This is a genomic window from Streptomyces armeniacus, assembly GCF_003355155.1.
Classification (GTDB): domain Bacteria; phylum Actinomycetota; class Actinomycetes; order Streptomycetales; family Streptomycetaceae; genus Streptomyces; species Streptomyces armeniacus.
In genome coordinates, this window is record NZ_CP031320.1 from 4,571,493 (window position 1) to 4,597,802 (window position 26,310).

The 26,310-nt window shown below is 74.5% G+C and carries 20 protein-coding genes; 12 read left to right on the top strand and 8 right to left on the bottom strand.

What is annotated here, in order from left to right; translation table 11 throughout:
- Nucleotides 1-48 precede the first annotated feature (48 nt).
- On the bottom strand, nucleotides 49-1,518 hold the full coding sequence (locus DVA86_RS19865; RefSeq protein ID WP_208880117.1) for a cytochrome P450: 1,470 nt from the start codon (nucleotides 1,516-1,518) through the stop codon (nucleotides 49-51).
- Nucleotides 1,519-1,839: 321 nt separating this feature from the next.
- Between DVA86_RS19865 and DVA86_RS19870 the strand changes: the two genes are divergently transcribed.
- From DVA86_RS19870 to DVA86_RS19910, 9 genes are all read left to right on the top strand, one after another.
- Nucleotides 1,840-3,549: an ATP-binding protein gene (locus DVA86_RS19870; protein ID WP_208880118.1), complete on the top strand. Its 1,710-nt coding sequence runs from the start codon at nucleotides 1,840-1,842 to the stop codon at nucleotides 3,547-3,549.
- Entirely contained in the window at nucleotides 3,546-3,974 is a 429-nt protein-coding gene (locus DVA86_RS19875) for a roadblock/LC7 domain-containing protein (protein WP_208880120.1), read from the top strand. Before DVA86_RS19870 ends, DVA86_RS19875 begins: the two co-directional genes overlap by 4 nt.
- Entirely contained in the window at nucleotides 3,971-4,387 is a 417-nt protein-coding gene (locus DVA86_RS19880) for a DUF742 domain-containing protein (protein ID WP_208880122.1), read from the top strand. The genes DVA86_RS19875 and DVA86_RS19880 overlap by 4 nt, the downstream gene beginning before the upstream one ends.
- 85 nt (nucleotides 4,388-4,472) lie before the next feature.
- Nucleotides 4,473-5,030 (top strand): GTP-binding protein, encoded by a 558-nt coding sequence (locus DVA86_RS19885; protein WP_208880123.1) that lies wholly within the window; start codon nucleotides 4,473-4,475, stop codon nucleotides 5,028-5,030.
- A complete protein-coding gene (locus DVA86_RS19890; protein ID WP_208880124.1) occupies nucleotides 5,027-6,406 on the top strand; it encodes a cytochrome P450 family protein in 1,380 nt (459 codons plus the stop codon). The genes DVA86_RS19885 and DVA86_RS19890 overlap by 4 nt, the downstream gene beginning before the upstream one ends.
- Nucleotides 6,313-7,557 (top strand): cytochrome P450 family protein, encoded by a 1,245-nt coding sequence (locus DVA86_RS19895; RefSeq protein ID WP_208880126.1) that lies wholly within the window; start codon nucleotides 6,313-6,315, stop codon nucleotides 7,555-7,557. Before DVA86_RS19890 ends, DVA86_RS19895 begins: the two co-directional genes overlap by 94 nt.
- A 308-nt stretch (nucleotides 7,558-7,865) precedes the next feature.
- Entirely contained in the window at nucleotides 7,866-10,817 is a 2,952-nt protein-coding gene (gene afsR / locus DVA86_RS19900) for an SARP-family global regulator AfsR (RefSeq protein ID WP_208880128.1), read from the top strand.
- Nucleotides 10,818-11,206: 389 nt separating this feature from the next.
- Complete coding sequence (locus tag DVA86_RS19905) at nucleotides 11,207-11,380, top strand: hypothetical protein (protein WP_208880129.1); 174 nt, start codon at nucleotides 11,207-11,209, stop codon at nucleotides 11,378-11,380.
- A 200-nt stretch (nucleotides 11,381-11,580) separates the two neighbouring features.
- On the top strand, nucleotides 11,581-11,766 hold the full coding sequence (locus DVA86_RS19910) for a hypothetical protein (RefSeq protein ID WP_208880131.1): 186 nt from the start codon (nucleotides 11,581-11,583) through the stop codon (nucleotides 11,764-11,766).
- A 382-nt stretch (nucleotides 11,767-12,148) separates the two neighbouring features.
- Here the strand turns inward: DVA86_RS19910 and DVA86_RS19915 are convergent, their stop codons facing one another.
- Nucleotides 12,149-13,015: a MerR family transcriptional regulator gene (locus tag DVA86_RS19915; RefSeq protein WP_208880132.1), complete on the bottom strand. Its 867-nt coding sequence runs from the start codon at nucleotides 13,013-13,015 to the stop codon at nucleotides 12,149-12,151.
- A gap of 258 nt (nucleotides 13,016-13,273) precedes the next feature.
- On the opposite strand from DVA86_RS19915, the gene DVA86_RS19920 reads away from it, so the two are divergent.
- Nucleotides 13,274-14,434: a hypothetical protein gene (locus DVA86_RS19920; protein ID WP_208880134.1), complete on the top strand. Its 1,161-nt coding sequence runs from the start codon at nucleotides 13,274-13,276 to the stop codon at nucleotides 14,432-14,434.
- Nucleotides 14,435-14,606: 172 nt separating this feature from the next.
- Here the strand turns inward: DVA86_RS19920 and afsK are convergent, their stop codons facing one another.
- Both afsK and kbpA read right to left on the bottom strand, forming a co-directional pair.
- A complete protein-coding gene (gene afsK, locus DVA86_RS19925; RefSeq protein ID WP_208880136.1) occupies nucleotides 14,607-17,306 on the bottom strand; it encodes a protein serine/threonine kinase AfsK in 2,700 nt (899 codons plus the stop codon).
- Nucleotides 17,307-17,508: 202 nt separating this feature from the next.
- Nucleotides 17,509-18,294 carry an AfsK-binding protein KbpA gene (kbpA, locus tag DVA86_RS19930; RefSeq protein ID WP_208880137.1) on the bottom strand — a complete coding sequence of 262 codons (786 nt, stop codon included), beginning with the start codon at nucleotides 18,292-18,294 and terminating at the stop codon, nucleotides 17,509-17,511.
- Between the two features lie 196 nt (nucleotides 18,295-18,490).
- On the opposite strand from kbpA, the gene DVA86_RS19935 reads away from it, so the two are divergent.
- Nucleotides 18,491-19,141, top strand: a complete 651-nt coding sequence (locus DVA86_RS19935) for a TetR family transcriptional regulator (protein WP_208880139.1) — start codon at nucleotides 18,491-18,493, stop codon at nucleotides 19,139-19,141.
- A 147-nt stretch (nucleotides 19,142-19,288) separates the two neighbouring features.
- On the opposite strand, the gene DVA86_RS19940 is transcribed toward DVA86_RS19935, so the two are convergent.
- Together DVA86_RS19940 and DVA86_RS19945 are read right to left on the bottom strand one after the other, a co-directional pair.
- On the bottom strand, nucleotides 19,289-20,146 hold the full coding sequence (locus DVA86_RS19940; protein WP_425470881.1) for a dioxygenase family protein: 858 nt from the start codon (nucleotides 20,144-20,146) through the stop codon (nucleotides 19,289-19,291).
- A 58-nt stretch (nucleotides 20,147-20,204) separates the two neighbouring features.
- Complete coding sequence (locus tag DVA86_RS19945) at nucleotides 20,205-21,140, bottom strand: helix-turn-helix transcriptional regulator (RefSeq protein WP_342776366.1); 936 nt, start codon at nucleotides 21,138-21,140, stop codon at nucleotides 20,205-20,207.
- 734 nt (nucleotides 21,141-21,874) lie between these two features.
- On the opposite strand from DVA86_RS19945, the gene DVA86_RS19950 reads away from it, so the two are divergent.
- Entirely contained in the window at nucleotides 21,875-23,569 is a 1,695-nt protein-coding gene (locus DVA86_RS19950; RefSeq protein ID WP_245996806.1) for a protein phosphatase 2C domain-containing protein, read from the top strand.
- A gap of 175 nt (nucleotides 23,570-23,744) precedes the next feature.
- Here DVA86_RS19950 and DVA86_RS19955 read toward each other — a convergent pair whose 3' ends face one another.
- Entirely contained in the window at nucleotides 23,745-24,947 is a 1,203-nt protein-coding gene (locus DVA86_RS19955; protein ID WP_208880142.1) for a DUF2637 domain-containing protein, read from the bottom strand.
- A 136-nt stretch (nucleotides 24,948-25,083) separates the two neighbouring features.
- On the bottom strand, nucleotides 25,084-25,965 hold the full coding sequence (locus tag DVA86_RS19960) for a (2Fe-2S)-binding protein (RefSeq protein ID WP_208880144.1): 882 nt from the start codon (nucleotides 25,963-25,965) through the stop codon (nucleotides 25,084-25,086).
- Between the last annotated feature and the right edge of the window lie 345 nt (nucleotides 25,966-26,310).

Genomic DNA, 26,310 nt, shown 5'->3' on the forward strand with positions numbered 1-26,310 from the left:
TACGTACCCGTACGTGCGCCACGGCGGACGCCGTCCCGCGGCCGCGCGCTACGCGCGGGACCGCAGGCGGGCGCGGGCCGGGCCTGTGGGCTGGAGCGTGATGCCCGCCGAGACCGGTACGTCGTTGTCGTCCGCGGGCTGCACCTCGTACGCGCGGAGCAGCACCGCCAGGGCGAGGACCGACTCCAGCATCGAGAAGTGCTGCCCGATGCAGGCGCGCGGGCCGCCGCCGAACGGGAACCAGGCGTACCGGTGGCGCTCCGCCTCCCGTTCCGGGGTGAAGCGCTCGGGGTCGTAGCGGTCCGGGTCCTCCCACAGGCCGGGGTGCCGGTGGGTGACCCAGGGGGAGACGACCACGTTGGCTCCGGCGGGGATCGCGTGGCCGTCGATCTCGCAGGCGTCGACGGCGCGGCGGCCGATGACGGGCGCGGCAGGGTACAGCCGCATGGCCTCCTTCAGGCACCGGGTCAGGTGCGGCAGCTTCTCCATGTCGGCGGCGGTGGGCGCGCGTTCGCCGAGGACGCGGGCGATCTCGTCCTGTGCGGCGCGCTGCTGCTCCGGGTGCCGGGCCAGCAGGTGGAGGGTGAACGCGAGGGAGGTGGCGGTGGTTTCGTGTCCGGCCAGGAGGAAGATGAGGACCTGGTCGCGGAGTTCGTCGGCGTCGAGGGGGCGGTCCTCGTCGCTGCGGGCGCGGGCGAGGAGGTCGAGCAGGTCGTCGGCCCCCGTGCCCGAGGTGACCGTGCCCGGACCGTCCGGCAGCGCGCCGTCCGCACCCGCACCGTACGCACCCGCACCGTCCGCCGTACGGGACGCGTCCGCCGTACGGGACGCGTCTGCCGCCTGCCGTTCCGCGATGATGCGGTCGCACACCGCGTACACCTCACGGGTCGCCGCCTCCGCGCGCCGGTTCGCCGGGGTCGGCCAGCCGCGCGGCGGGCTGAGCGGCGAGTACGCGCGGTGCAGCACGTAGTCGTTGATGACGGGGAAGCAGCGGTGGGTGACGTCGACGGCCTCCTCGACGTCCATGCCGAACAGGATGCGGGTGACGGTGCGCAGCGCCAGCCGGTTCATGTCGAGTACGAGGTCGGTGGTGCCGCCGTCCACCGCGTCGCGCCAGCGCCGTACGGCCAACTCCGCCTCGGTGGTGATCGTGTCGGCGTAGCCGTCGACGCGGCGGCGGGTGAACAGGGGCTGTACGAGGCGGCGTTGCCGCCGGTAGTCGGCGTCCTGTGCGGTGAGGAGGCCGTTGCCGAACGACTCGCGGATCTCGCCGTAGAAGGGGTTGTCCTTGCGGAAGTTGGCCGCCTCGGTGGCCAGCACCTGCTGCGCGCCGGGCGCGGAGAAGACCCCGTACACGACCGTACGGAGGCCGGGCGGCCCGGCCGAGACGCGTACGACGTCGCCGTGCTCGCGCTGGGCGCGCAGGAACGCGCCCAGCGAGTCCCGCTGGAGCTCGAACATCGAGCCCACGACGGGGAGTCCGGCGGGTCCCGGGATGTCGGTGCCAGTGACAGTCATGCGCTCATTCTGCCCACCCTCGGGGCGCGGACGCGGGCGGCGGCGCGCTCCGTACGGGAGCGCCCCCGCGGTACCCGTACGGCACGCATACGGCACGCATACGGCACCCGTGCGGCACGCACTCAAGCGCCCCCGTACGGCTCCGCTTTCGGTCCCCGCCGCCGACACGACACACAAGTGTGCTCCCGCAGGGTGTGATGCGCCGGTTACTACGGCAACATGTGTGATGTGCCGCGCCCGGGGAGGCAGGGGGAGCCCGCGTGGCGAGTGTTGAGTGGCGAGTATTCGCCGTGCCCAAAATCCAGTTGACCGAGGATTCCGATGACCGACATACCGGTGGCTCTGACCGTGCTCACGTCCGTGGGAACGGTCGCCGCCGTAGGAATGGCACCCGTCCTGGCGCGTACCCGGGGGCAGCTGCGCGGGCTGAGACAGCGCGCCGTGACGGCCGAGACCGACCTCGGGAACGTCACTCACCACCGCGACGACATCGCCTCCCGGCTGCGTACGGCCGAGGCCGAGATTCGTCACCTCGCCGGCGCGCGGCTGCCGGACCTGGCCACCTCGTTTTCGCATCCGCACATGCCCGTACGGGGGCCTGCGGACCCGCGTGTCGCCGGTACGGAGCTGGACCAGTCGCTGACCTCGGTGCTGGACCGGGTCAGCGAGGCCGTCGGCAAGGAGCAGCTGCGGGTCGACGCCGCCGCGCAGAGCGCCCTGCGCGGCACCTCGACGACGATCCAGGCGCTCCTCTACCAACTGCAGACGCTGCTGCAGGAGATGCAGGAACGTCACGACGACCCCGCCTTCGCGCAGGACCTGCTGGCCGCCGACTTCCTCAACGAGCAGGCGCTGCGCCGCATCCAGACCACCGCCGTGCTGTGCGGCGCGTGGCCGGGGCTGACCCGTCAGGACTCGCATCTCACGGACGTCGTGGTCGGCGCGACGTCCCGCCTCCAGGGCTACGAACGCATCCAGGTCACCAACCAGCTGCGCGACCCGACCGGCGTGGTGGCCCGCGCCGTCGAACCGGTCGCGGTGGCCCTCACCGAGCTGATGGCCAACGCCCTGCACTACTCCCACCCCGAACTGCCCGTCACCGTCACCGTCCAGCAGGGCAACCGCGGCGCGTCGGTGATCATCGACGACGCGGGCGTGGGCATGCACGAGGACGAGATACTCCGCGCGCAGCGGCTGATGTCCGGCAAGGACCCCGTGCTGATCACGGAGTTGGGCGATCCGGTGCGGTCGGGCTTCGCGGCGATCGGGCAGCTGGTGCGGCAGTACGGCTTCAGCGTGCACGTGGAGGCGTCACCGTACGGTGGCGTACGGGCCGTGCTGTACATCCCGGGCGAGCCGCTGCTCACGCTGCTCGACGAGGACGAGTGCCCGCGCTCCCCGATGGCTCCGCTGCCGGCGTCGGGCCCGGCGCCCGGTGCGGCGCCTGGTGCAGCGCCTGGTGCGACGTCGGCCACGGCGCAGCGGCAGGCGGACGTACGGGAGCCCGCAGGCGTACGGGAGCCCGCTGACGTACGGGAGCCCGCTGACGTACGGGACTCCGCTGACGTCCGTACGGACGCGCCCGCCGCCGCACCGGAGGGCGGCGAACTCCCGCGGCGGCGGCGCCGCAGGCCGCTGGCGGCGGGCGACGAGACGGTGACGCTCCGCGCCGCGGACATCGCCGAGGCCACCGGGCGGCAGGCGCGGCCCCTGCCGCTGCCGGGGGCAGAGGCCGAGGCGGAAGCCGAACGCAGCGCGGAGCGCTGGGGCGACTTCCAGCGCGGCACCGAGTCCGGCCGCGCGGCCGCGACCGGCGACACGGGCAGCCACCCGCTCCCGCCCCAAGTCGGCGCGGCGGACGGCGGCACGACGGCCGCCGGCAGCGCGGCCCCCGGCCCTGTTCCGGACGGCCCCGCCCCGGACGGCCCCGCTCCTGACCACCCCGCCACCGGCACAGACATCGGCACCGGCACGGGCACCGGCAGCGACACCGGCCCCGCCACCGATTCCGAAGGGAACCACTCCGAATGACCCCCCATCCCACCCGGCGACCCGTGCCCGAGGACATGTCCTGGGTGCTCGGACCGCTCCTCGAACTCCCGCACGTGGTGCACGCGGCCGTGATCTCCGGTGACGGCTTCATACAGGGCCGTTCGCCCGGTCTGGAGCAGGAGGCGGCCGAGGGCGTGGCCGCGATGATGTCCGCGCTCCAGGGCGCCGCCCGTACGACCTCGCTGGCGTTCGCCGGCAAGGACGAGGTGCAGCTGCGGCAGACCGTCATCGAGTCCGACCTCGGCTGGGTCTTCGCCATCCCGGCGGGCGAGAACACGTGCCTCACCGTCTACGCCGCCCCGGACGTCAACATGCGTGTGGTCACGCACCAGATGCAGGTGCAGGTCGCCACGCTGGGGGCCAAGGCCATGGGCAGTCCACCACGTGACGACGTGCCGGCATGAGCGGGCGACCCCGTGGCAGCCGGCGCCTGGTGCCGGCCTACCTGGCCACGTACGGGCGCGCGAATCCGAGCCGCAACACGCTGGACCGGCTGTCGGTCCTGCACGTACCCGACGCCCCCGGCCGCGCCGGAGGCCCCGGCCCGGCCGGCGGCACCGGCGGCGGCCCGGACGCGCTGAGCGGGCTGCGCCCGGAGGAGCGGCGGCTGCTGGACCTGCTGCGGCCCGGCGCGCTGTCGCTCGCCGAGGCATCGGCCCATCTGCGGCTGCCCGTCAGCGTGGTGAAGGTCCTGGTGGCCGATCTGGTCGACACGGGACACCTGCAGGCGCGGCCGCCCGCGCCCGAACACCGACTGCCCGAACGCGAGATACTGGAGAAGGTTCTCGATGGACTCCGCACTCTCAAGTCCTCCTAGCGGCCCCGGCGGCACGGGAGGCGCAGGAGGCCCCGGCGGCAACGGTCCCGCCCCGGCCGCCCCCGTCGGCGGCTATCTGGCCGGCATGCACCAGACGCTGGTGAAGCTGCTCGTGGCGGGCCCGTTCGGAGTCGGCAAGACCACCTTCATCCGCTCGCTGTCGGAGACCGCGCCGCTGCACACCGAGGAGATCATGACGCGCAGCGGCGCGCTGGTCGACGATCTGGCGGGGGTGCGCGAGAAGTCCACCACCACGGTCGCGATCGACTTCGGCCGCCGTACGCTCCCCGGCGACCTGGTGCTGTACCTGTTCGGCACGCCCGGGCAGCGGCGGTTCCGGCCGCTGTGGCAGGACATCGCGCGCGGCGCGCTGGGCGCGCTGGTGCTGGCGGACACGCGGCGGCTGGAGGACTCGTTCGAGGTGATGGACCTGGTCGAGGAGGCCGGGCTGCGGTACGCGGTCGCCGTCAACACCTTCCCCGACTCCCCCGCGCACTCCCCCGACACGCTGCGCGACCACCTCGACCTGCACCCGGACACACCGCTGGTGTACTGCGACGCGCGCGACCGCGACCAGGCCGCGGACGCGCTGATCGCCCTCGTCGGACACGTACTCGCCCATACGCCCCAGGAGTCCGCGTGACCTCCCCCAGCACGCCCGGCACCGGCACCGGCACCACCGACACCCCCGGGCCCGGGCCCGGCTCCGGGCACGAGGTCGCCGCGCTGTACGGCCCGGAGTTCGCCGCCGACCCGTACCGCGTGTACGACCGGCTGCGCGCGTACGGCCCGCTCGCCCCCGTCGAGATCGCGCCCGGCATCGGCGCCATGCTGGTCACCGACCACCGCGCGGCGCTGGAGCTGCTGCACGACACGGACACGTGGTCGAAGGACTCGCGGCGGTGGCAGGAGACCGTACCGCCCGACTCGCCGGTCCTCCCCATACTGGGCTGGCGCCCCAACGCGCTCGTCAACGACGGTGCCGCGCACCGCCGTTACCGCCAGGTCGTCACCGACAGCTTCGCCCTCATCCCGCCGCACGAGCTGCGCGAGCACACGCGGCAGACGTCGGAGGCGCTGATCGCGCGGTTCGCCGGGAAGGGGCGCGCCGACCTCATCGCGGAGTACGCGAGCAAGCTGCCCGTCCTGGTCTTCAACCGCCTCTTCGGCATGCCCGACGCGCACAGCGACCAGCTGGTGGCCGCCCTCTGCGGGATGCTCGACGCCAGCACGCCCGAGGAGGCCACGACGGCGAACACGGCGTTCTCCTCGTACATCGGCGAGCTGATCGCCGAGAAGAGCGAGCGCCGGGGGCCGGACCTGACGTCCTGGTTCATGGACCACCCCGCGCAGCTGAGCCAGGAGGAGCTGCAGGACCAGATCGTGCTGACGATGGCGGCGGGCCACAACCCGACCACCAACCTGATCGGCAACGCCCTGGCCCGCATGCTCTCCGACGACCGCTACTACAGCACCCTGTCCAGCGGCGGCCTCACCCCGCGCGACGCGCTGCACGACGTCCTGCACAACGACCCGCCCATGTCCAACCTGTCCCCGCACTTCCCGCGGCGCGACGTCTTCTTCCACGGCACGTGGGTACGGGCGGGCCAGCTCGTCCTCGTGTCGTACGCCGCCGCCAACACCCAGCACGGCCGCACCCGTCCGGGCGAGTCCGCGGGCGCGGGCGGCTCCGGCGGGGGCGCGCACCTCGCGTGGGCCGCCGGGCCGCATTCCTGCCCGGTGCAGAACCCGGCGCGGCTCATCGCGACCACCGCCATCGAACGCCTCACCGCGTGGCTCTCCGACATCGAGCTGACCGTCCCGCACGACGAACTGGTGTGGCGGCACGGTCCGTTCCACCGCGCGCTCGTCGAACTCCCCGCACGCTTCACGCCGATCACACCCGACCAGGCAGGAGCCACGCCATGGGGCAGCAGCCCATCGTCATCGACCCGGCCGGACGGGACGTCCCCGGTGAGGCCGGACGCCTCCGCGAGCGCGGGCCCGCCGCACGCGTAGAGCTGCCGGGCGGCATCACGGCCTGGGCGGTCAGCGACCACGGCGTGCTCAAACGCTTACTCGCCGACCCGCGGGTGTCGCGCGACCCGCGGCAGCACTGGCCCGCCTGGCAGCGCGGCGAACACCGCGGCACCTGGATCGAGGCGTGGGTCGGCCCCGTCAACATGCTCACCTCCTACGGGCCCGAGCACCGGCGGCTGCGCAAGCTGATGTCACCGGCGTTCACCGCGCGCCGTACGGAGGCCATGCGCCCGCGCGTCGAGCACCTCACCGGCGAACTGCTGGACGCGCTCGCCCGTACGCCACCGGGCGAACCGGTGGACCTGCGCGCGGCGTACGCGTTCCCGCTGCCGATGCGGGTCGTGTGCGAACTCTTCGGCGTCCCGGAGGAGTCGCGTGCGGAGCTGTCCGACCTGGTCGAGCGGATCATGAACACGGGGGCCACACCGGAGGAGGCCACCCGCACGATGGCGGACGTGGAGCGCACGTTCTCGGCCCTCATCGAACGCAAGCGGAATGAGCCGGGCGACGATCTGGCGAGCGCTCTGGTGTCGACGCGGGACGAGGACGGCGACCGGCTCACCGAGCCGGAACTGCTGGCCACATTGCTGCTGTTGCTCAGCGCCGGGCACGAGACCACGGTGAACCTCATCGGCAACGCGGTACACGCCCTGCTGACCCACCCGGAACAGCTCCGGAAGGTCCGTACGGGCGAGGTGACCTGGGCCGACGTGGTGGAGGAGACGCTGCGGTGGGCGCCGAGCGTGGCGTACATGCCGCTGCGGTACGCGGTCGAGGACATCGAACTGGAGGGCCGCGGCGGCGTCACCATCCGGAAGGGCGACCCCATCCTCGCCGCCTTCGCCGCCGCCGGCCGCGACCCGCTCCAACACGGCCCGGCCGCAGCGGGGTTCGACCCCGCGCGCCCCGGCCCCGAGCACCTGTCGTTCGGCCACGGCGTCCACTTCTGCCTGGGCGCGCCCCTCGCCCGCATGGAGGCGCTGACGGCGCTGCCCGCGCTCTTCGACCGCTTCCCGGACCTGCGGCTCGCGGTGGCACCGGCGGACATCGAGCACGTCGGCTCGTTCGTCGCGAACGGCCACAGCACGCTGCCGGTCCTGCTGTCGGCCGCGCCGGGCGGCCCCGGCTGACCGCCCCGCCCGGAGCCGTACGCGCAGCCGCCCGCGAACAGGCCGTGCACCCGCCCCGCGAAGCCGCCCACGCCCCGCCCCCCGGAGCCGAACTGAATACCGAAACGGGCATGTGCCGACGGCCGTTGGGCAGGATCCCTGATGGCCCATCAACTAAACAAGGGTCACATCTCGGTCAACGGAAAGCGCAGAATAGGCACATCCAGGCCGCAACCCGGCGGATGAGGCCGGTACCGTGCTGACGTAAGGAGCGCCGACAAGGCACACTGGCCGATGCGGAAGCGGAGCGCACGACGGCAGGGGGCACCATGGGCGCCGAGGGCCACACGGGACGCGACACCGGGCAGCGGGAACACCAGTTGCGGTTCACGGTGCTCGGGCCCGTCAGGGCGTGGCGCGGTGACAGCGCTCTCAGCACGGGTTCGCCGCAGCAACGGGCCCTGCTCGCCGCCCTGTTGCTGCGCGGCGGCCACACGGCGACCGCGGAAGAGCTGATCGACGCCCTGTGGGGCGAGGACCCGCCGGATCAGGCCAAGGCCGCGCTCCGTACGTACGCGTCACGCATCCGGAAGGCGCTGGCCCCCGACTCGGACCTGCTCGTGAGCGAGTCCGGCGGCTATGCGATACGCACCCACGCGGCCGGCGCCGTGCTCGACGTCGACGTCGCGACCGCACTCGCCACCGACGCGGAGAAGTGCGCCGCGGCGGGCGACCGCTGCCGGGCGCGCGAGCTGTACGACGCGGCCCTGGCCCAGTGGGACGGCGAACCCCTCGCGCACCTGCCGGGGCCGTACGCGGAGGCGCAGCGCGCCCGGCTCGAGGAGTGGCGGCTCGGCCTCCAGGAGCACCGGCTCGACCTGGACCTGCAAGTCGGCTGCCACGCCGAGGCCGTATCGGAACTCACCGCGCTGACCGCCGCGCACCCGCTGCGCGAGCGGCTGCGCGAACTGCTGATGCTCGCGCTCTACCGCAGCGGACGGCAGGCCGAGGCGCTGGCCGTGTACGCCGACACGCGGCGCCTGCTGGCCGACGAGCTCGGCGTCGACCCCCGCTCCGAACTGTCCGAGCTCCAGCAGCGCATCCTCGAGGCCGACTCCGACCTGTCCCTGTCCGCGGACGAACCCGCCCGCGCCGGCACCACGGACGCGCTCCGGCCGGCCCAGCTCCCCGCCACCGTCGCCGACTTCACCGGTCGCGCCGGCTTCGTCGCCGAGCTGGGCGACCAGCTCGCGGCCGCCGAGGGCACCGTGATGGCCGTGTCCGCGGTCGCGGGCATCGGCGGAGTCGGCAAGACGACCCTCGCGGTGCACGTCGCGCACGCCGCCAGCGAGCACTTCCCGGACGGCCAGCTGTACGTCGACCTCCAGGGCGCCGGCCCCACCGCCGCCGAACCGGAAGCTGTCCTCGGCGCCTTCCTGCGCTCCCTCGGCACCCCGGACACGTCCATCCCGGACGGCGTGCAGGAACGCGCCGCCATGTACCGCTCGCTGCTCGCCGGACGCCGCGTCCTGGCCCTTCTCGACAACGCCCGCGACGCCGCCCAGGTGCGGCCGCTGCTGCCCGGCACGGCGGGCTGCGCGGCCCTCGTCACCAGCCGCGCCCGCATGGTCGACCTGGCCGGCGCGCACCTCGTGGACCTCGACGTGATGAGCCCCGAGGAGGCCATGACCCTCTTCACCCGCATCGTCGGGGACGAGCGGACCACCACCGAACGGCAGGCCGCGATGGACGTCGTGGCCGCCTGCGGCTTCCTGCCCCTGGCCATCCGCATCGCCGCGGCCCGGCTGGCCGCCCGGCGCACCTGGACCGTCTCCATCCTGGCCAGCAAGCTCGCCGACGAACGCCGCCGCCTCGACGAACTCCAGGCCGGCGACCAGGCCGTCAAGGCCACCTTCGAACTCGGCTACAGCCAGCTCGACAGGGAACAGGCCCGCGCCTTCCGGCTGCTGGGCCTCGCCGAGGGCCCCGACATCTCCCTGCACGCGGCCGCCGCCATGCTGGACCGTGGCCCGGAGGAGACCGAGGACCTGCTCGAATCCCTCGTCGACACCTCGCTGCTGGAGTCCGCGGCCCCCGGCCGGTACCGGTTCCACGACCTCCTACGCCTCTACGCCCGCACCTGCGCGGAACGCGACGAGCACCCGCCGTCCGAACGCGAGGCGGCGCTGGCGCGGCTGCTGGACTTCTACCTCGCGACGGCGGCGGCGGTGCACAGGCTCGACCGCCCCGGCGAACGCATGGTGGACCACCTCGAGGACACGGGCTCCCAACGCGGCCTGCACTTCCGCGACCTGAGCGCGGCGACCAGCTGGCTCTTCGCCGAGTCCGGCTGCTTCCTGTCCTGCGCCCTGCAGCTGGCGTCGGGGCCGACGCTGCGGCGCGCGGTGGATCTGCTGCTCGTCACGAGCGACCTGGCCGAGGCCGGTATCAACATCCGCCAGTACGAACTCGTCGCCAGCGCGCTGAAGAAGGCCGCGCACGAGGCGGACGACGCACACGCCGAGGCACGCGCCCGTGCGGTGCTCGCGCTGATCTACCTCACGACCGGCAGCTTCGAGCAGGCGGACGAGGAGGCCAGCAGGGCCGGTCTGCTGGGCCAGGCGGCGGGCGACCCGATCTCGTACTCGTACGCGCTCAACGACCGCGCCATCGCCGCGAACTACCTCGGGCGCCACTCGGCCGCCGAGGAGTACGTCAGCCAGGCCCTGGTCACCTTCCGGGACACCGGCAACCGTCCCTCGGAAGCCAGCGCCCTGTGCAACCTCTCCCGCGCCCACATGGCGCTGGGCCGCAACGCGAGCGCCATCGAACTCGCCCGCCAGGGCGTGGCGATCTACGACGACATGGGGCTCACCCTCCGGCTGGCCAACGGGCGTTACACGCTCGGCGTCGCCCTCGTCAGCGCCGGCCGGGTCACCGAGGGGCTCGGTCAGCTCAACGACGCCCTGGGCATCTTCCACGAGAGCCGCCAGGGCCTCTGGGAGGGCGTCACGCACTTCCGCATCGCCCAGGCCCACCTCCAGGACCGGCGGCCCGCCCAGGCCGCCGCACACGCCGAACAGGCGCTCGCCCTGCGGGGCATCGGCGGCGAGTGGCGGCGCGGCACCGTTCTCATGGTCCTCGGTCAGGCGCTGGACGCGCTCGGCCAGTCCGACCGTGCGCGCGCCTGCTGGCGGGAGGCGCTGTCCATCTTCGACAAGCACGGGTCCGCGGAGGCCGAAGAGGTACGGGAGTTGCTGACGCCGTCAGTGGCGGCGTAGGGGAACCTCCCGCCGGGCCCGGTGCGTTGCACGGGCGACGGGCGACGGGCGTACGAGCGACTGGCGTACGAGCGCGGTGCGACGGGGCCTGCGGGCGGCGTCGCGGCGGCCGTTACCGCAGCGCAGCGCCTCTGTCGCAGGGCGGAGACAGCGCCGGGACACTGCGGCGACAGACTCCGGACGGAACGCCAACCATACGTTCATCGATCGTTTATCACCCTCCGCCATGCTCTTACACATCGAACCGTCGCGTCGGGGGGCAGGCGGATCGATGGGGGAAAGGCCGCCGTCCCGCTGGGGTTCTGCGGCCCTGAAGCGCCCGTCCGGCGGCCCACGGGGGAGCCGCTGGACGGGCCCTGCCACCGACTTGAAACAGAGGAGCAGTCAGCATGACGACTCAGAAGAACACTTCAGCGGACGGCGAGCAGACCACCAACAAGAAGCGCAAGAACGTGAGCGAGCCGGCCGAGGTGAGCACGCAGGGCGACCACCACGGTTCGAGCGAGCCCGCGAACATCAGCGTTCAGGGCGACCACCACGGTTCGAGCGAGCCGGCCAACTAGACCATCTCCTACGGGGGCAGGCGGCCCGGCATCGGTGGCGAAGAGGGGGTGCCGCCGGTGCCGGGCCTCACTGTGTTCGAAACTGTCCGGAATCCATCACTAATCGGGTATCAGGCGGGCACAGACTGTAATAGACGCCCTCCGCCGGACCGAACTCTCACTGCGGAGGGTGCCCCCCGCCCCACCCACGAGGAGTTACTGTGACCCGCCTAAAGAAGATCTTCGTCCTCAGCGCCGTGGCGGCCGGCATCGTCGCCGCCGCCTCCGGGCCCGCACTGGCAAGCCAGCCGCAGGGCCCCCACATATCCGACCGGCAGACGACCGTCGTCGTCCAGGATCACCACGGCGCAGCGATCCCCCAAGAGGGCGACCACCACGGGGCCTGACGTCATCGGCGATCACGGGGCCGAGCCGATCCAACGGCTCGGCCCCGTTTTCACTGCCCGCACCGCGCACCGTACGGAGCCGCTCGGCACGCCTCCCGGACACCCGCCACAGCCCTCCGCCGCCGCCCAGGCGACTCCCCCGGGGAGGCGCACTCCGCGGGCTCCCCACCGGCCTGCCACAGCCCGCTCACGACTCCGCCACGGGCCGTTCGCCTCGCCGCCGCGCGCGCGGCGGCGCGTACGGGCACGGCGGCGGTGGGCCCGGGAGTGCGGAGGGTGACGACGGCGGCGGTGCTTTTCAGCCAACTGCCGTGGCCGGTACGGTCGTCGGGTGCCGCTGGCGGGGCTCGCCGCCGCGCCGCGGGCCAGGCCGCGGTGGAGCTCAGGAGGTGAGGGGCTCCTGGAGCTCCGTGACCCACTGGGAGGTGTCCTCCGGGGCGGAGAGGGTGAGTTCGCGCGCGTAGCCGGTCGAGCGGTAGCCGTTGGCGTCGATCCAGTGGGCCAGGGCCTGAACGGTGGGCAGCACCGTGTCCATCGAGCCGCGGTGCACGATCGTGGCGGCGCGCTCTACGGCGGGCAGTTCGACGATCCGGATGCGGTTCTCCGCGGCTTCCGCGCCCTCGGAGCGTTCGAGGGCCCGGACGTCGGACGCGGCGACCGGCAGCCCCGCGCGCACCGTGATCGCCCCGGAATCGCCGCCGTCCTCCGGCGGAGCGTCCTCGTACCGCGCGAGCCCCGGCCCGTCCGGCACCACCCCCGCCGCTTCCATACGGCGGCACAGCTCCGCGAAGAGCGGGCCGATCGCCGGGCCGATGTCCTGCGGTACGAAGCTCGCGGCGGTGCCGGACAGCTCCGCCAGCCGTACGGCCGGGAGGCGCTTGAGCACGATGTCGTCGGTCGGCATGGACCCCTCGCTTTCGATCGTCCGGAGCCGCGCCTCGACCTGGGCCAGCCGGGCCGCCGTGTCGGCCGCGGCCGTTTCCAGCTCCGCCCGCCGCAGCCGCAGCATGCCGCGCAGCTCCTCCGCGCTCACGCGGTCGTCGAGGATCGCCGCGACCTGCTGCAGGCTGAAGCCGAGGTCCTTGAGCGCGATGACGCGGTTGAGACGCGCGAGCTGCTCGGCGCCGTAGTGGCGGTAGCGGGTGGCCTCGTCGACGTGAGCGGGCCGCAGCAGTCCGATGGCGTCGTAGTGCCGCAGCATCCGGACCGACACGCGGCCGTGCTTGGCGAAGTCTCCGATGGTGAACATGACTCCATCAGTAGAGGGCCTCACACGGTGAGAGGGTCAACCGGCGGTGCCCTGTCGGTGCCTGCGGCCGGTCTGCGGCAGGGCCGCGGCGGGTCTGCGACGGGGGCCACGGCGGGTTTGCGGCGGGGCAACTGCGGGTTTGCGATCCGTACGCGCGGGAACCCCGTACTGCTGCGGTGGCGCACGGATACCGGCGGGCGTAGCGTCGATGACAGACGACGCACAGTGCGCACCCGTACGGGAAGCGAGGCGACGCCGATGAACACCACGAGAAACGTGATCGGCTCCCTGCTCGCCCTCATCGGAGCGGCAGCGGCCGTATGGAGCCCCTTCCGTGACTGGTACGGCGGCCGCGAGGGCCAGGACTTCCGACTGGGCGAACTCTTCACACCCGACGGCATCTCCGGCGCCGACGCGGGACTCTTCGGCGGACTGTTCCTGCCCATGGCCATCGCGGCTCTCGTCGCACTCGCGGGCGTGCTGCTGCGGTCCATCCTGCTGGTCGGGCTGGCCGGACTGGCCGTGCTCGGCTTCACCATCCTGTGGATGGTGCGCCAGGGCCAGGCCGCGGGCAGCCTCACCGTCGGCGAGGGACCGAGCCTGGGCGAGGGCGTCGCCCTGGCGCTCTGCGGCGGGCTGGTGCTGCTGGCCGGCGCGATGGCCATCAAGGGACGGCGCCGGCGCCGCGGCCGGCACCGCGTCGCGGACGACGACGCGCACGCCGAGGGGCGTACGGCGAGCGCGGCCGGGACCGGTGCCGCGGCGGGTGGCGCCGGTGCCGCCGGTACGGCCGCGGGTTCGGGCGCGGGCGCGGAGCGGCCGGCGCCCGCAACGCCCGGGCCTGCGGCCCCCGCCCCCGCACCCGGGCGCCCCGCAGCCGAGCCCGAGGCGGCGCCGGCGGCCGAGCCCGCCGAACCGTCCCGCGCGCCTGCGGCGGGCGCGGGCGCGGGCACCGTCATGGGCGCCGGAGCGGGCACGGCGGCGTACGCGGCGGGGCGCGACAAGGGCACGGGCGCGGATGCGCGTACGGGCGCGGATGCCGGTACGGGCGCGGGCGCGGATGCCGGTACGGGCGCGGATGCCCGTACGGACGCGGGCGCCGCGCCGTCGGAGCCCGCGGCTGCTGACCGCCCGGCGAGGCCCAGGCCGCGGGCGGCCGCGGTCCCGCAGTCGGAGAGCCGGGCCAGCACGAGCACCGGCCCGCACGGAGACAAGGTGCCGGTCGGCCCGCGTGCGGGCGGCGAACGCCGTGCCGACACGGGGGCGGGCGCCGACGCCGACGCGAAGGCGCAGGCCCAGGAGGCCGAGGGCGGCGAAGGGGGCGGCGAGGGCGCGGACGGTGAGAAGAAGGAGACGCTGCCGCGCCGCCTGCTCCACCGCATGCACCTGGGCCACCACGACCACCGCGACGCGGCCTGAGTCCGCGGCCCGTGCCGCGGGACGGCCCCGGCGAGGGCGGGGCCCACCGGGGCGACGGCTCAGCGCCGTGGGGGTGCACGGCCGTCCTCAAACGCCGGACGGGCTGGAAGTGCCCGGCCTCGCCGGACAAGGACCGGCGCGGCCCACCTGGGCCCCCGCCCGGGGCCCGGGGTCAGGGCTGGCGGGGCTGGCCCGTGCCCTTCGCCGCGTCCAGGGCGTACACGCAGCGGTCCTTGCTGCACGCGTAGACGACGCCGCCCACCGCCACCGGCGAGCCGGTGATCTCCCCGCCCGTGGCGAGCTTCCAGCGGAGCTGGCCGCCGACCGCGTCCAGCGTGTACAGGCAGTGGTCCGCGGAGCCGAAGTGGACGCGGCCCGTGGCCACGACCGGGGCGCCGATCACGTCGCCGCCCGCCGCGAAGCGCCACCGCGGGGTGCCGCTGACCGCGTCGAGCGTGTACAGCGCGCCGCCGCTGCCGAGGTGCACGAGGCCGTCGGCGACGACCACGGGCTCCGTCGAGTGCCGCGACTCCGTCGCGATGCGCCAGCGGTCGTGCCCGTTGGTGGCGTCGAGGGCGTAGACCGTACCGAGGTAGTCGGCGAGGTAGATGCCGCCGCCCGCGACCGCGGGCCCCGGTACGAACGCCGGCGCGCACAGGAACGCGGCCGGCGCGTCGAAGCGCCAGCGCTCCGCGCCGCTCGCCACGTCCAGGGCGAGGACGCGGGAGCCGGCGCAGACGTACACGGCGCCGTCGGGCGCGACCGTCAGCCGTACGGGGACGCCGCCGGTCGCGGCCGAGTCGCCGACGGGGTACGCCCAGCGCTCGGCGCCGGTGCGGGCCTCCATGGCGTAGAGGCGGCCGTCGCCCCAGGCGTAGACCGTGCCGTCCTGGACCACGGGACCGGCTTCGGGGGTCTCGAAGTCGGCCTGCGCCCCGGTCAGTTCCCACAGCTTCTCGCCGCTGGCCGCCTCCCAGGCCTGGACGCCGCCGCCGCGGGTGCCGGTAACGACGGTGCCGCGGTCGACGTTCAGCGAGTACACCCAGCCGTCGGTGGCGAGGCGCCAGCGTTCGGCGCCGTCGGTCGCGTCCAGCGCGTACAGGCTGGGCCCGTCGGAGGCGTGCACCCGGCCGCCGGAGACGGCCATGGACCAGGCCACCTCGCGGGTCTTGAACTGACGCCGCCCGGTGGCGACGTCCAGCGCGTGTACCTCGAAGGACGTGACGTAGAGGAGCTCGTCGGCAACCACCGGTGTGCCCCACACGTCGTTCGACATGCGGAACCGCCACGGCCGCCAGCGCGGCGGGGCGGCGCCGTCCGCCACGGAGGTCTGCGGCACGGGCTGCACCGGAGCGGCGTGGGCGGCGGTCGAGGGGGCGGGCCCGTGGGCCGCGGAGGCGCCGTTGGGCGGGCGTACCCAGCCGGTGCCCGGCCCGGCCTCCGAGTCGCGCACCTCGTCGGTGCGCCGCGGGCCGGGCCCGATGGGCACCTGCGCGTTGGGCAGCCGTACGGGGGCGCCGTCGGGGCCGGGCACGCTCGGCGGTACGACGGGCGGCGAGGCCACGGAGGCGGCCGCGGCGCCGGACGTGTACGCGCCGCCCGCGCCCACGGCGGAGGGCCCGCCGGGGCCGGCGGGGATGCCGGCGCCGCCCTGGCCGCCGGGGCCCGCGTGGGCGCCGCCGGGGCCGCCCTGGCCTCCGGGCGCGCCGCCGCGCCACGCGGCGTCCCAGTCGGTGCCGTCGGGCGGGCCGCCGTGTGCCGCGGGCGCGTACGGTGCGCTGTCCGGCGGGCCCTGCCCGGTCTCGGGCGGTGACGGGGCGGCGGGCACGGATGCCGCCTGCGACGGCGGCATCGCGGCCAGGTCGGGACCGGCACCGTCCGGGACGTGGCGCGGGCCGCCGTGCCCGGAAGCTTGCCCGGAGCCGTGGCCTCCGCTGCCGCCGCCGGACTCGCCGGCGGGGCGCACCCGTGGCGTACGGGCGCCCCGCTTGCGTTCGATCAGCGCGACGGCGCCGCCCGGCAGCCAGGCCGAGGCGGTGCCGCTGTCGTCGCCGCCGGACGAGAAGAGGTGCGGGGCGAGCTGGGTCTGCAGGTCCGCGGGGCTGGGCCGCTCCTCGGCCGCCATCCGCATACAGGACTCGATGAGCGGACGCAGTTCCTCCGGCATGCCCTCCAGGTCGGGGCCTTCGCGGAGCAGCATGAAGACGGTCTCGACGGGGTTGGCGCCGTGAAAGGGCGCGTGCCCGGTCGCGCCGAAGACCAGGGTGGAGGCGAGCGAGAAGATGTCGCTGGCGCCGGTGACGCTGCGCGAGTCCCGTGCCTGCTCGGGCGACATGTACGCGGGGGTGCCGACGGCGACGTTGGTCATGGTCAGCCGGGTGTTGGAGACGCCGGAGGCGATGCCGAAGTCGATGACCCGCGGGCCGTCCTCCACGACCAGCACGTTGGACGGCTTCAGGTCGCGGTGCACCAGCCCGGCGCCGTGGATGGACTGGAGCGCCTCGGCGACTCCGGCCGCCAGCCAGCGCACCGCCTGCACGGGCAGCGGGCCGCACTCATTGACTATCTCCTCGAGGGAGGGCGCCGGCACGTACGCGGTCGCCAGCCACGGCACGGCGGCGCGCGGGTCGGCGTCGACGACGGCCGCGGTGTAGAAGCCGCTGACCGCGCGGGCGGCCTCGACCTCGCGGGTGAAGCGCACGCGGAACAGCTGGTCCTCGGCGAGCTCGGTCCGGACCGTCTTGATCGCCACTCGGCGGCCGGACGCCGAGCGCGCGAGATACACCAGCCCCATGCCACCGGCACCGAGACGGCCGAGCACCTCGAACGGCCCGATCCGGCGCGGATCGTGCTGCGTCAGCTGCTCCACCACTTGCCTGCCACCTCCCCGTAGGGGCGTTCGCGTCGTACCCGCCCCGTGCAGCTTCTCACTGCCATGCCGGACCCAGGGTCCCGAGGCCGATTCTTCCTGGCAAAGCCGACGGTTGCGAACCCGGGGGCCGCCCGGTCGTGTCGTGTTCGCATGTCTCGGTGCCATAAACAGGGAGAAAGCAGGCGTAGTCCCCTTAGGGTCGTCAGGGAGAATCTTGCGTGGTGAGGACGGCGAAGCTCGCGCCCTGGTTGTCGACGAGCACCGCGTAACGCCCGTACGGGGAGTCCTCGGGCCCCAGCAGCGTACGTCCGCCCAGCCGCTCCGCCGTACGGACCGCCTCGTCGCAGTCCCGTACCCCGAAATAGGTGAGGAAGTGCGCGGGCATCTCCGCCGGATACCGCTCGTTGATCAGGCAGCGGCCGCCGACGGCGTGCTCCTCGTCGACGGGCTCGCCGCGGGGCGTCCACATCAGATAGTCCTCGCCGAGGACGTCCGTCAGATCCTTGCCGCCGAAGCCGAAGACCTCGGAGTAGAACGCGTCGACCGCCGCCGCGTCCCGCGTGAACACCTCGGCCCAGGCGTACGCCCCCGGCTTCCCCTTCACCTCGAAGCCCTGGTGGGTGCCCGGCTGCCACAGCTGGAACACCGCGCCGCCCGGGTCGGCCACGACCGCCGTGACCCCGGCCGAGCCGAGCGCGAACGGCTCCATCATGACCTGGCCGCCCGCGGAGCGGACGCGCTCCGCGGTGGCGGCCGCGTCACCGGCCGCCAGATGCATGATCCACTCGGTGGGCATCCGGCCGTCGGGCTTCGCCAGCAGCCCGGCGACGGACCTCCCGTCGTCGAGGGCCACCGTGTGCCCGTGCCGGTCCGGGTCCGGGTCGCTGAACGTCCAGCCGAGCAGCTCGCCGTAGAAGCGCCTGCCCGCGGCGAGGTCGGGCAGCATGGCGACCACCCAGCAGGGCGCCCCCTCGGGATTTCCAGCCATCGTCGACTACCTCCTGTTGTGCTGTCGTGACCGCGCTCCGCGTGCGGGGGACTCCATGTGATCGGTGTGCACAGGATCGATGGGAACAGGGGAGACAACCGCACGCTAACCGGCCGCACTGACAACCGCAGGGGCGGGCGCACCCGTTTGCCCGTCGTCGAATCGCGCGCCGATCACCCGTCGGTAAGCTGACGACATGACAGGACAGGTGCGAACCGTCGACGGCCGAGTGGCCGGGCGCCGCGGGCAGGCGACCCGGCAGAAGCTGCTCGACTGCCTCGGCGAGATGCTCAACTCCTCGCCGTACCGCGATGTCAGGGTCATCGATGTCGCGCGCAAGGCGGGCACGTCCCCCGCGACCTTCTACCAGTACTTTCCGGATGTCGAGGGCGCCGTGCTGGAGCTCGCCGAGTCCATGGCCAGGGACAGCGCGAGCCTGAGCGAGCTGGTGGCGGGCCGTTCCTGGGCGGGCAGGTCGGGCCGGCAGGCGGCGGAGGACCTGGTCGAGGGCTTCCTCTCGTTCTGGCGCAAAAACGACGCCATCCTGCGCGTGGTCGACCTGGGCGCGGCCGAGGGCGACAAGCGGTTCCACAAGATCCGTACGCGCATCCTCAACTCCGTCGCCAACCCCCTGGCCGACAGCGTCAAGGACCTCCAGGCCAAGGGCCGGGGCGTGGACCCGGACGTGAGCGCGCCCGCGGTCGCGGGCTCGCTGGTGGCCATGCTGGCGGCTGCGGCGTCCCAGCAGAAAGGTTTCCAGAGCTCGGGTGTGAAGCAGAGCGAACTCAGGCCGAGCCTGGCGCTGCTGGTGCACCTCGGGGTGACCGGCCGGAAGCCGGCGAAGTAGCCCGAGGGCACTCGGCGCGGCAGCGCGCGCCCGGCGGGAAAGACCCACCAAGCGGCGGCCCACACCCGCCACTTGGTGGGCACGGACCCGGGCGGCGCCCCTGTCACCGCCACCCGGGTCCGGGTTCGCACACGCCGGTGGCGGCCGTCAGACGCGGCGCCACAGCGCGGGTACGTGGGGCGGCTCCCAGCCCGCGGTGGCCTGGTGGGCCTGCAGGCACTCGTACGTGGCGCCGCCGAAGGTGACCCGGTCGCCCGGCCGGTAGCCGGTCGCCGCCTTCCAGGTGCCGCCGGGCGGGTCGCTCGGCCCGCTGCCCTGGACGTTCAGGACGAAGTCGAACGACCCTTCCTTGCCGCCTCCGCCGTCGCGGATGTCCATCAGCAGCGCGGGGTTGAAGATCGGGTCGGTGTTGTTGCGCGGCTCGCCGGGGAAGTACAGCTGCGTCGTGAGGACCGGCCGGTTCGGGGCCTGCAGCTTGACGTGCAGATGCCGCGTACGCCCCGGGTACAGCCCGGGCACGTGGGTGGTCAGCTTGAACGCGCCGGTGGAGTCGGTGAACTGGTGGCCGCGGTAGCGGTAGCCCACGTTGTCGTACGCGCCCCGGGAGTCCGCCTGCCACCAGTCCAGCAGGACGTCGCCGAGAGGCTGGCACTGGAGCCCGAAGACGAACCCGGAGACCGTCAGCAGGGTGCCCGAGGAGCCGGGCTCGACGAGCGAGTCGCGTTCCGGGGAGCCGGGCGTGAAGTACGGCCCCTCGGTCTGCGGCGGCGTCGGGTCGTCGCCGTCGTCGCAGTACGGGGTGGGGGTGAGGGGCTTGTCCGGGGTGGCGGTCCGGTTCCGGGCCAGCGCGGGCGCGCTGCCCAGCAGCACCGCCGCGGGGCCCACGGCCATGGCGGCCTTCAGCACGGTCTTGCGGCTGACGCCGTCGGGTCCGCCGGCGGTGCCGGGTGTGCCGGTTCCGTCGGCGCGTGTGTCCGGGGAGGTGTCGCCTGTCTCGCCTTCCACGGTGCTCTCCTTCGCGTCGGGGGGTGTCGGACGCGGCCGGCCGGGCGTGGTCCAGACCTTACGGAGAGCCGTCCATGTGGTCGATGGACAGAGTGCGGTGAGCATGGTGATTCCGTCCGGTGTCGCGCCGGAACTCCCCCGGGGACATGCCGGTTTCGCGGCGGAAGAAGCGGCAGAAGTACGCGGCGTCGGTGAAGCCCACCTCGCGCGCGACCCGGCCGACCGTCAACTCCGTGCTGGCCAGCAGCCGTTTGGCCTCCAGCACCTGGGACTGCCGGATCAGCTGGCCCGGCGTACGTCCCGTGGCGGACTTGACTGCCTCGTTCAAATAGCCGACGGAGACGCCCAGTTCGGCCGCCCACTCGCGTACGGAGGTGCCGGCCACGGCCGGTGCTGAGCGGTTGAGCAGCTGCGCGAACCGCCGCGACAGATCGGTGGCCGCCCCGGGGTGCTGCCCCGCGTACCGTACGGGCCGCTGACCGCCCGCGCCCGGCAGCCGGCCGGCCCGTACGAGCAGGATGTGCAGGTACGACTGGAGGACGGACACCATGCCCGGCCGCTGCTGCCGGTACTCACGGCGCATCCCGGTCACCACCGGCTCGATGTCGGCGGCGGCAGCGGGGTCCAGCCGCAGCCACGGGCGTTCGCCGAGGCCGCGCAGCAGCTCGCGGTCGCCGGGGTGGGCGAGCAGGAACGCGTCGTCGAACAGGATGACCCAGCCGTGCAGATCGCGGGCCCGCTGCCAGTAGTGGATCTGGCCGGGCGTGACGAAGCACAGGTGCGGGGGGTCGAGGGGCCAGCGGCACATGTCGATGACGTGGCTGCCGCGGCCGCTGGTGACGTAGACGATCTCGTGGAACGTGTGCCGGTGCGGGTACGCGGCGCGGGACAGCGGCCCGATCGAGTCGAACGACCCCATGGCGAAGGGGAGTATGTGCGGGGTGGGGACTTCGAGCCGGTGCAGCGGCACCACCTCGCGCGGGGTCTCTTCCACGGCCGATCATCCCGTCGTCACGCCTTGCGCGGTTACGGAGCCCCCGTCACGGGCCCTCTACCCGTGAACCTCACGCACCACTCGCGCCGCGTACCGTACCGCCGGCGGAGGCGTCGCTGTGCGGGTGCGGCGCTGCTGCGGGGGTGCGCGACGCCGGACGGCGCCGCGCACACACCACGGCCGCCGGGCCGCTCCGCCGTACGCGGGCGGCCCGCAAGTGTGGGGGGTGGTGTGTGGGGGGTGCAGGAGGACACCAACGTGCTCGAACCGGAGGACACTCTCGTCGACCGCGGCCTGGACAGCGCTCTCGACGAGGGCTATTCACCGCCGGAGAAGCCGCTGGCCGTGGAGAGCCACGGCCCGACGGGGAGCGAGCAGCGGGAGGGCGAGTCGCTCGACGAGCGGCTGTCGCGGGAGGGGCCCGACGCCGGGGAGGCACCCGGGCGCGAGACGGCGGCCGCCGGCGACGTGGACGGAGCCGGCAGGGACGCAGCCGACGGGGCCACGGCGCCGCCCCCGGCGCGGGCCGTATCCCGTCGGCCCGTCGGTACGAGGACGCTCCCGTACCGTGCGAACCCGACCCGCCGGAGGCGCCCACCGCGCCGCCCGCGCCCACCGCGCCGTCCGCGCCCACCGCGCTTCCCGCGCCCACCGCGCCTCCCGCGGCGCCTCCGTCCGCGACGTCCCGACCGGACCGGCCGACACCGCCGTACGGCGGCGTCGATCCCCGTACGGTGCCGGAGCGGCCGGCCGCGCCCGGAGCACAGGACCGGTTCGCGTGGCAGGGCGGCGGCACGCAGGCGAGCGGCTGGGTGACGGCGGACCAGACCCGCGACGTTCCCGAACCTCCCGCCACCCCTGAGCCCGCCCCTGAGACCGAGTCCGACCCCGGGCCCGAGCCCGTTCGTGACGCCGGCACCGCCGCCGGCCCGGAAGGGCGGCCCTCCGAAGGAGGCGGCGCGCCCCGGCAGTTCGCCTGGGAGCCCGGCGGGACCATGGGCGGCAACACGGAGTTGACGCCGGACTGGTCGGGCGCGGGCTCGGAGGCCCGTACGGGCCCGGGCGGCCCGCCCGCCGACACCGGCACCGACACCGGCCCCGGCGCCCGCCCTGACACCGACCCGGAGGCCACAGTCGACGCCGACCCCGCACCCGCCACCGTTCCGGAAAGAGCGCCGGACCCGCAACCGGAACCGGAACCGGACTGGCAACCGGACCCGCAACCGGAACCGGATCCGGACCTCGATGTGGACCCCGCGAGCGCGGGACTGGCCGCATCCGGTGAACTCCCCGGCGCCGCCGCCCCCGACGGACCGCCCGCGCCGCCGCCCACCCTGGCCGGGTCCGTACCGGCGCCCGTACAGCCCGCCGACTCCGTACCGGCACCGGCCCGACCCGCCGACACCGGCGAACCGTTGGACATGCTCCCGCCCGCCGTCGGCCCGCTGCCCGTGCACGCGGAGCCGCCGGGGCGCCGGGCCGAACCCGGTGAGCCGTGGGCCGCCGAGCCCACCGCCCTGTCCGACCTGGTCTCCGACACCGTGCTGGACGGCGCCCGGCACGGCCCGCTCACCCTCCGCGCCGCGTCGCTGCGCGGCGACTCGGCCCGCGAACGCGGCGAACCGCGCCGGGACGCGCTGCTGGTCGCCCGCTTCGGTACGGGGGACGACGCGCTGCTGCTCGTCGCCGTCGCCACCGGCGCCGGGCCCGCACCCGGTGCGCACCGCGCCGCCCGTGAGGCGTGCCAGTCGATCGGCGAGGCGATCGGCCGCAGCCAGGCACGGCTCGCCGAGGACATCAGGGCCGGGCAGCGGGCCGCGCTCAAGTCCGGGCTGAAGCGGCTCACCGACCGCAGCCACGGCAAACTCCGCGCGCAGGCCGCCGCCCTCGGCCTCGAACCCGGCGAGCACAGCGCCGACCTGCGCTGCCTGCTGCTCCCCGCCGACCCCGACTGCCGTACGCGCGTGTTCTTCGGCATCGGCACCGGCGGCCTCTTCCGGCTGCGCGGCGGCGTCTGGCAGGACATCGAGCCGCGCGCCTCGGAAGCGCAGGCGGTGGGCGGGCCCGTCGTCGGCTTCGGCGCCGAACCGCCGCCCGCCCCCGACCTGCCGGGGCTGCCCCTGCCGGACCCGCGGCCCACCATGAACCTCGGCATCACCACCCCCGAGGCACGCGCGCTCCCGGCCGATCCCGAACCGTTCCGGTTCCGCGCCTCGGTCGCACACCCCGGCGACACCCTGCTGCTGTGCAGCAGCGGTCTCGCCGAACCGCTGCGCGCTTCCACGCACTTCGCCGACCGGCTGGCCGCGCGCTGGGCGGACCAGCCCGGCGCGCCCGACCTGGCCGCGTTCCTGGCCGAGGTCCAGCAGCGCGCCGGGGACGACGAGTACGGGGAGGACCGTACGGCGGCCGCGGTCTGGGAGGGATGACGCGGGGGCGCGCCCCGTACGCACGCGGCACCCGTACGGCCTACGGGTGCGGTAGGTCTGCGGGGCCGCGCCGTCCGTACGGCCGGGCCTCAGGGCACCACCCCGGCCCGCGCCCGCCGCAGCCGCCGCGCCCGCCGCAGCCGCCGGGACTGCCGGGACCTGCGGGACCGGCGTCTCACCCGAACTGCCGCTCGATCTCGGCGAGTTTCTCCTCCAGCGAGTCGAGCCGCGGGCTCGCCCGGTTCGCCAGGTCCTCGTCGTGGCCCAGCGCGTTGGAGTTGCCGCCCAGAGGCTCTGTGCCGCGCGTGCCGCCGCCCTCGTCCGCCACGGCCTGCAGGGCAGGCCGCGGACGGCTGCCCGCCGCACCCGCCGCCCCGGGCGGTACGACCTCACCGACCGGCAACTGCCCCGGTTCCGCCGGAAGTCCGACCGCGCCGGCCCCGGCCCCGGCCGGCTGAGCCGCGCCCGCGCCCGCCGCACTCGCCGCCAGCTCCCGCTCCACCGCCACCGACGGCGCGCCGCGCCCGCGATGCCACAGCCGGAGCTGCCGGTGCTGCCGGTGCAGTGCCTTGATCCGGGCCCGTTCGAGCTTGTCGTGGTCGCGCCTGCGCAGCCGGTCCTGCTCCTGGCGGCGCCGCTCCTCGCGTACCTCGTCGACGGCCTCGTCCAGCGTCCGTACGCCCTCCAGCAGCATCAGCGACCAGGCGCGGTACGTCTCGCGCGGCGCGCGCACCCACCGTACGACCCGGATCTGCGGCAACGGGCGCGGCACCAGGCCCTGTTCACGCAGTGCGGCCCGGCGCGTCTGCTTCAGTGCGCGGTCGAACAGGATCGCCGCCGACAGCGACATCCCGGCGAAGAACTGCGGCGCGCCCGCGTGTTCCTCGCCGCGCGGCGCGTGCACCCAGTTGAACCAGGCGGCGGCCGCCGCGAACGCCCATACGAGCAGCCGCGAGCCGAGCGAGGCGTCGCCGTGGCTGGCCTCCCGTACGGCGATCACCGCGGAGAACATCGCCGCGCCGTCGAGCCCGAAGGGGACCAGATACTCCCAGCCGCCGGACAGGTTGAGGTTCTGCCGCCCGAACCCGACCAGGCCGTGGAACGAGAGTGCCGCGGCGACCGCGGCGCAGCAGAAGAGGAGGAGGTAGGAGGCCGTCGCGTAGACCGTCTCCTTGCGGCGGCGGCGTTCCTCCAGCCGTTCCCAGGAGTCCGCCGGAGCCGCCGTACTCCCGCCCTGCTCACCGTGTCCGCCGCCGCGCTCGCCGTTCTCGTTCCGTCCGCCGCGTCCGCGCGCCATCACGACGACGGCTACCAGGGCGCCCGCGAGCAGTACGGCGCTCGGCAGCACCCAGTTCAGGGGTATGTCCGTCAGTGTCATCGGGGTTGTCCCTTGCCCTTGCGTCGGTGTCGCGGAGCATCTTGGCCGAATCGCGACTGGCCGCAGGGGTTTTCGGCACAAGTGGCCGCCAACGGGCGCCAGACAGTACGGAACGGGGTGTTCTGCGTCGAACTGGCTAGCGTGCGCTGGTCAGCCGCTCGATTCGTTCGGCGTCACAGGTGCGCGGACACGTCACACAGGTGTCTTCCGGCCGCAGGGTGTAGAAGAAGCAGCAGCTGGCCCGGTCCCGCGTCGGCAGCGGCTCGCCGCCGGGGCCGCGCAGTTCGCGGAAGCCCGCGCCCTGCGCGTACGGAGCGGTGCCGCCCGGCAGCAGCAGCCCGGCCTCGTCCATGGCGCGCCGTTCCTCGCCGAGCAAGTGCCCCAGATACCAGAGCCCTTCGGTGATCTCGTCCGTCGCCATGCCCCACAGCGCGCGCGTGCCGCGCCGCATGCGCGGCCTGAACGCCTCCAGCACGGGCGCGAGATGCTCCGCCACGGCCGTACGCACCTCCGCGCGCAGCGCCTCCTCGTCCGGCACCACGCGGGCGCCGGGAAGGGCCGCGGCCGGGTCGCCGGGGAGGCACGCGAACTCCCCGCCCCGTACGGACAGCCGGCCCAGCGTCCGGTGGAAGGAGACCGCCTCCACGGGGATGCGCGGCACGCGGCGGTGCAGGAACCAGGGGATCGTCACCAGCAGGCACACGGGCCACGCGTAGCGGTGCAGCGCGAAGCTGGCCACGACGTCGGGGCGGGCCTCCTGGCCGTAGTCCCGTACGACCTGGGCCGCGTCCCAGGCGAGAAACGCGTCCAGGGTGGGGCCGTCCGTCGCGAGCCGGGTGGCGGCCACCCAGCCGTCACCGGTCGGCGGCACCTCGCTCTCGACCACCCGCAGGCTGGGGAAGACCTCGGCCAGACGCGCGTACGCCGCGGACACCGGCGAGGGCACGGGCGCGCCCGTACCGGGGGTGCCGGGGTGGTCGGTGCGGACGACGGCGGGTGCGGACGCGGGGACGGGCATGGGGCGGCCACCGGTTCGACGATCGATTACAGGTAAGCCTTACCTTACCCGAAAAGATCCCTCCGTGATCGTGCGCCACGTGGCCGTCCGGGTGCCGCGGGCCGCTCCGCGCCGGGGCGCGGGAACCGCCGCGCACGGGCGCGGCAAGGGCCACCACTGGCGCGCCGGTCGCGCGACGCCGTCCGTACGGGTGGCGGGGCGCCCGTACGGAGCAGCGCGGGCGCGGACCGGAGTCCTGGCCCGGGGTCTCCGCCCGCCCCGCCCGGCCGTTCCGCCGGCCGTTCCGCCGGCCGTTCCCGCCCCATGCCGTCGTGCCCGGCGGTCGCGGTCAGCCCGTCGCGTCAG

What these genes read in the sequence shown, in the direction of transcription:
- DVA86_RS19865 (WP_208880117.1), bottom strand. Translation starts at nt 1,518, where the DNA reads ATGACTGTCACTGGCACCGACATCCCGGGACCCGCCGGACTCCCCGTC.
- DVA86_RS19870 (WP_208880118.1), top strand. Translation starts at nt 1,840, where the DNA reads ATGACCGACATACCGGTGGCTCTGACCGTGCTCACGTCCGTGGGAACG.
- DVA86_RS19875 (WP_208880120.1), top strand. Translation starts at nt 3,546, where the DNA reads ATGACCCCCCATCCCACCCGGCGACCCGTGCCCGAGGACATGTCCTGG.
- DVA86_RS19880 (WP_208880122.1), top strand. Translation starts at nt 3,971, where the DNA reads ATGAGCGGGCGACCCCGTGGCAGCCGGCGCCTGGTGCCGGCCTACCTG.
- DVA86_RS19885 (WP_208880123.1), top strand. Translation starts at nt 4,473, where the DNA reads ATGCACCAGACGCTGGTGAAGCTGCTCGTGGCGGGCCCGTTCGGAGTC.
- DVA86_RS19895 (WP_208880126.1), top strand. Translation starts at nt 6,313, where the DNA reads ATGGGGCAGCAGCCCATCGTCATCGACCCGGCCGGACGGGACGTCCCC.
- afsR (WP_208880128.1), top strand. Translation starts at nt 7,866, where the DNA reads ATGGGCGCCGAGGGCCACACGGGACGCGACACCGGGCAGCGGGAACAC.
- DVA86_RS19905 (WP_208880129.1), top strand. Translation starts at nt 11,207, where the DNA reads ATGACGACTCAGAAGAACACTTCAGCGGACGGCGAGCAGACCACCAAC.
- DVA86_RS19915 (WP_208880132.1), bottom strand. Translation starts at nt 13,015, where the DNA reads ATGTTCACCATCGGAGACTTCGCCAAGCACGGCCGCGTGTCGGTCCGG.
- DVA86_RS19920 (WP_208880134.1), top strand. Translation starts at nt 13,274, where the DNA reads ATGAACACCACGAGAAACGTGATCGGCTCCCTGCTCGCCCTCATCGGA.
- kbpA (WP_208880137.1), bottom strand. Translation starts at nt 18,294, where the DNA reads ATGGCTGGAAATCCCGAGGGGGCGCCCTGCTGGGTGGTCGCCATGCTG.
- DVA86_RS19935 (WP_208880139.1), top strand. Translation starts at nt 18,491, where the DNA reads ATGACAGGACAGGTGCGAACCGTCGACGGCCGAGTGGCCGGGCGCCGC.
- DVA86_RS19955 (WP_208880142.1), bottom strand. Translation starts at nt 24,947, where the DNA reads ATGACACTGACGGACATACCCCTGAACTGGGTGCTGCCGAGCGCCGTA.
- DVA86_RS19960 (WP_208880144.1), bottom strand. Translation starts at nt 25,965, where the DNA reads ATGCCCGTCCCCGCGTCCGCACCCGCCGTCGTCCGCACCGACCACCCC.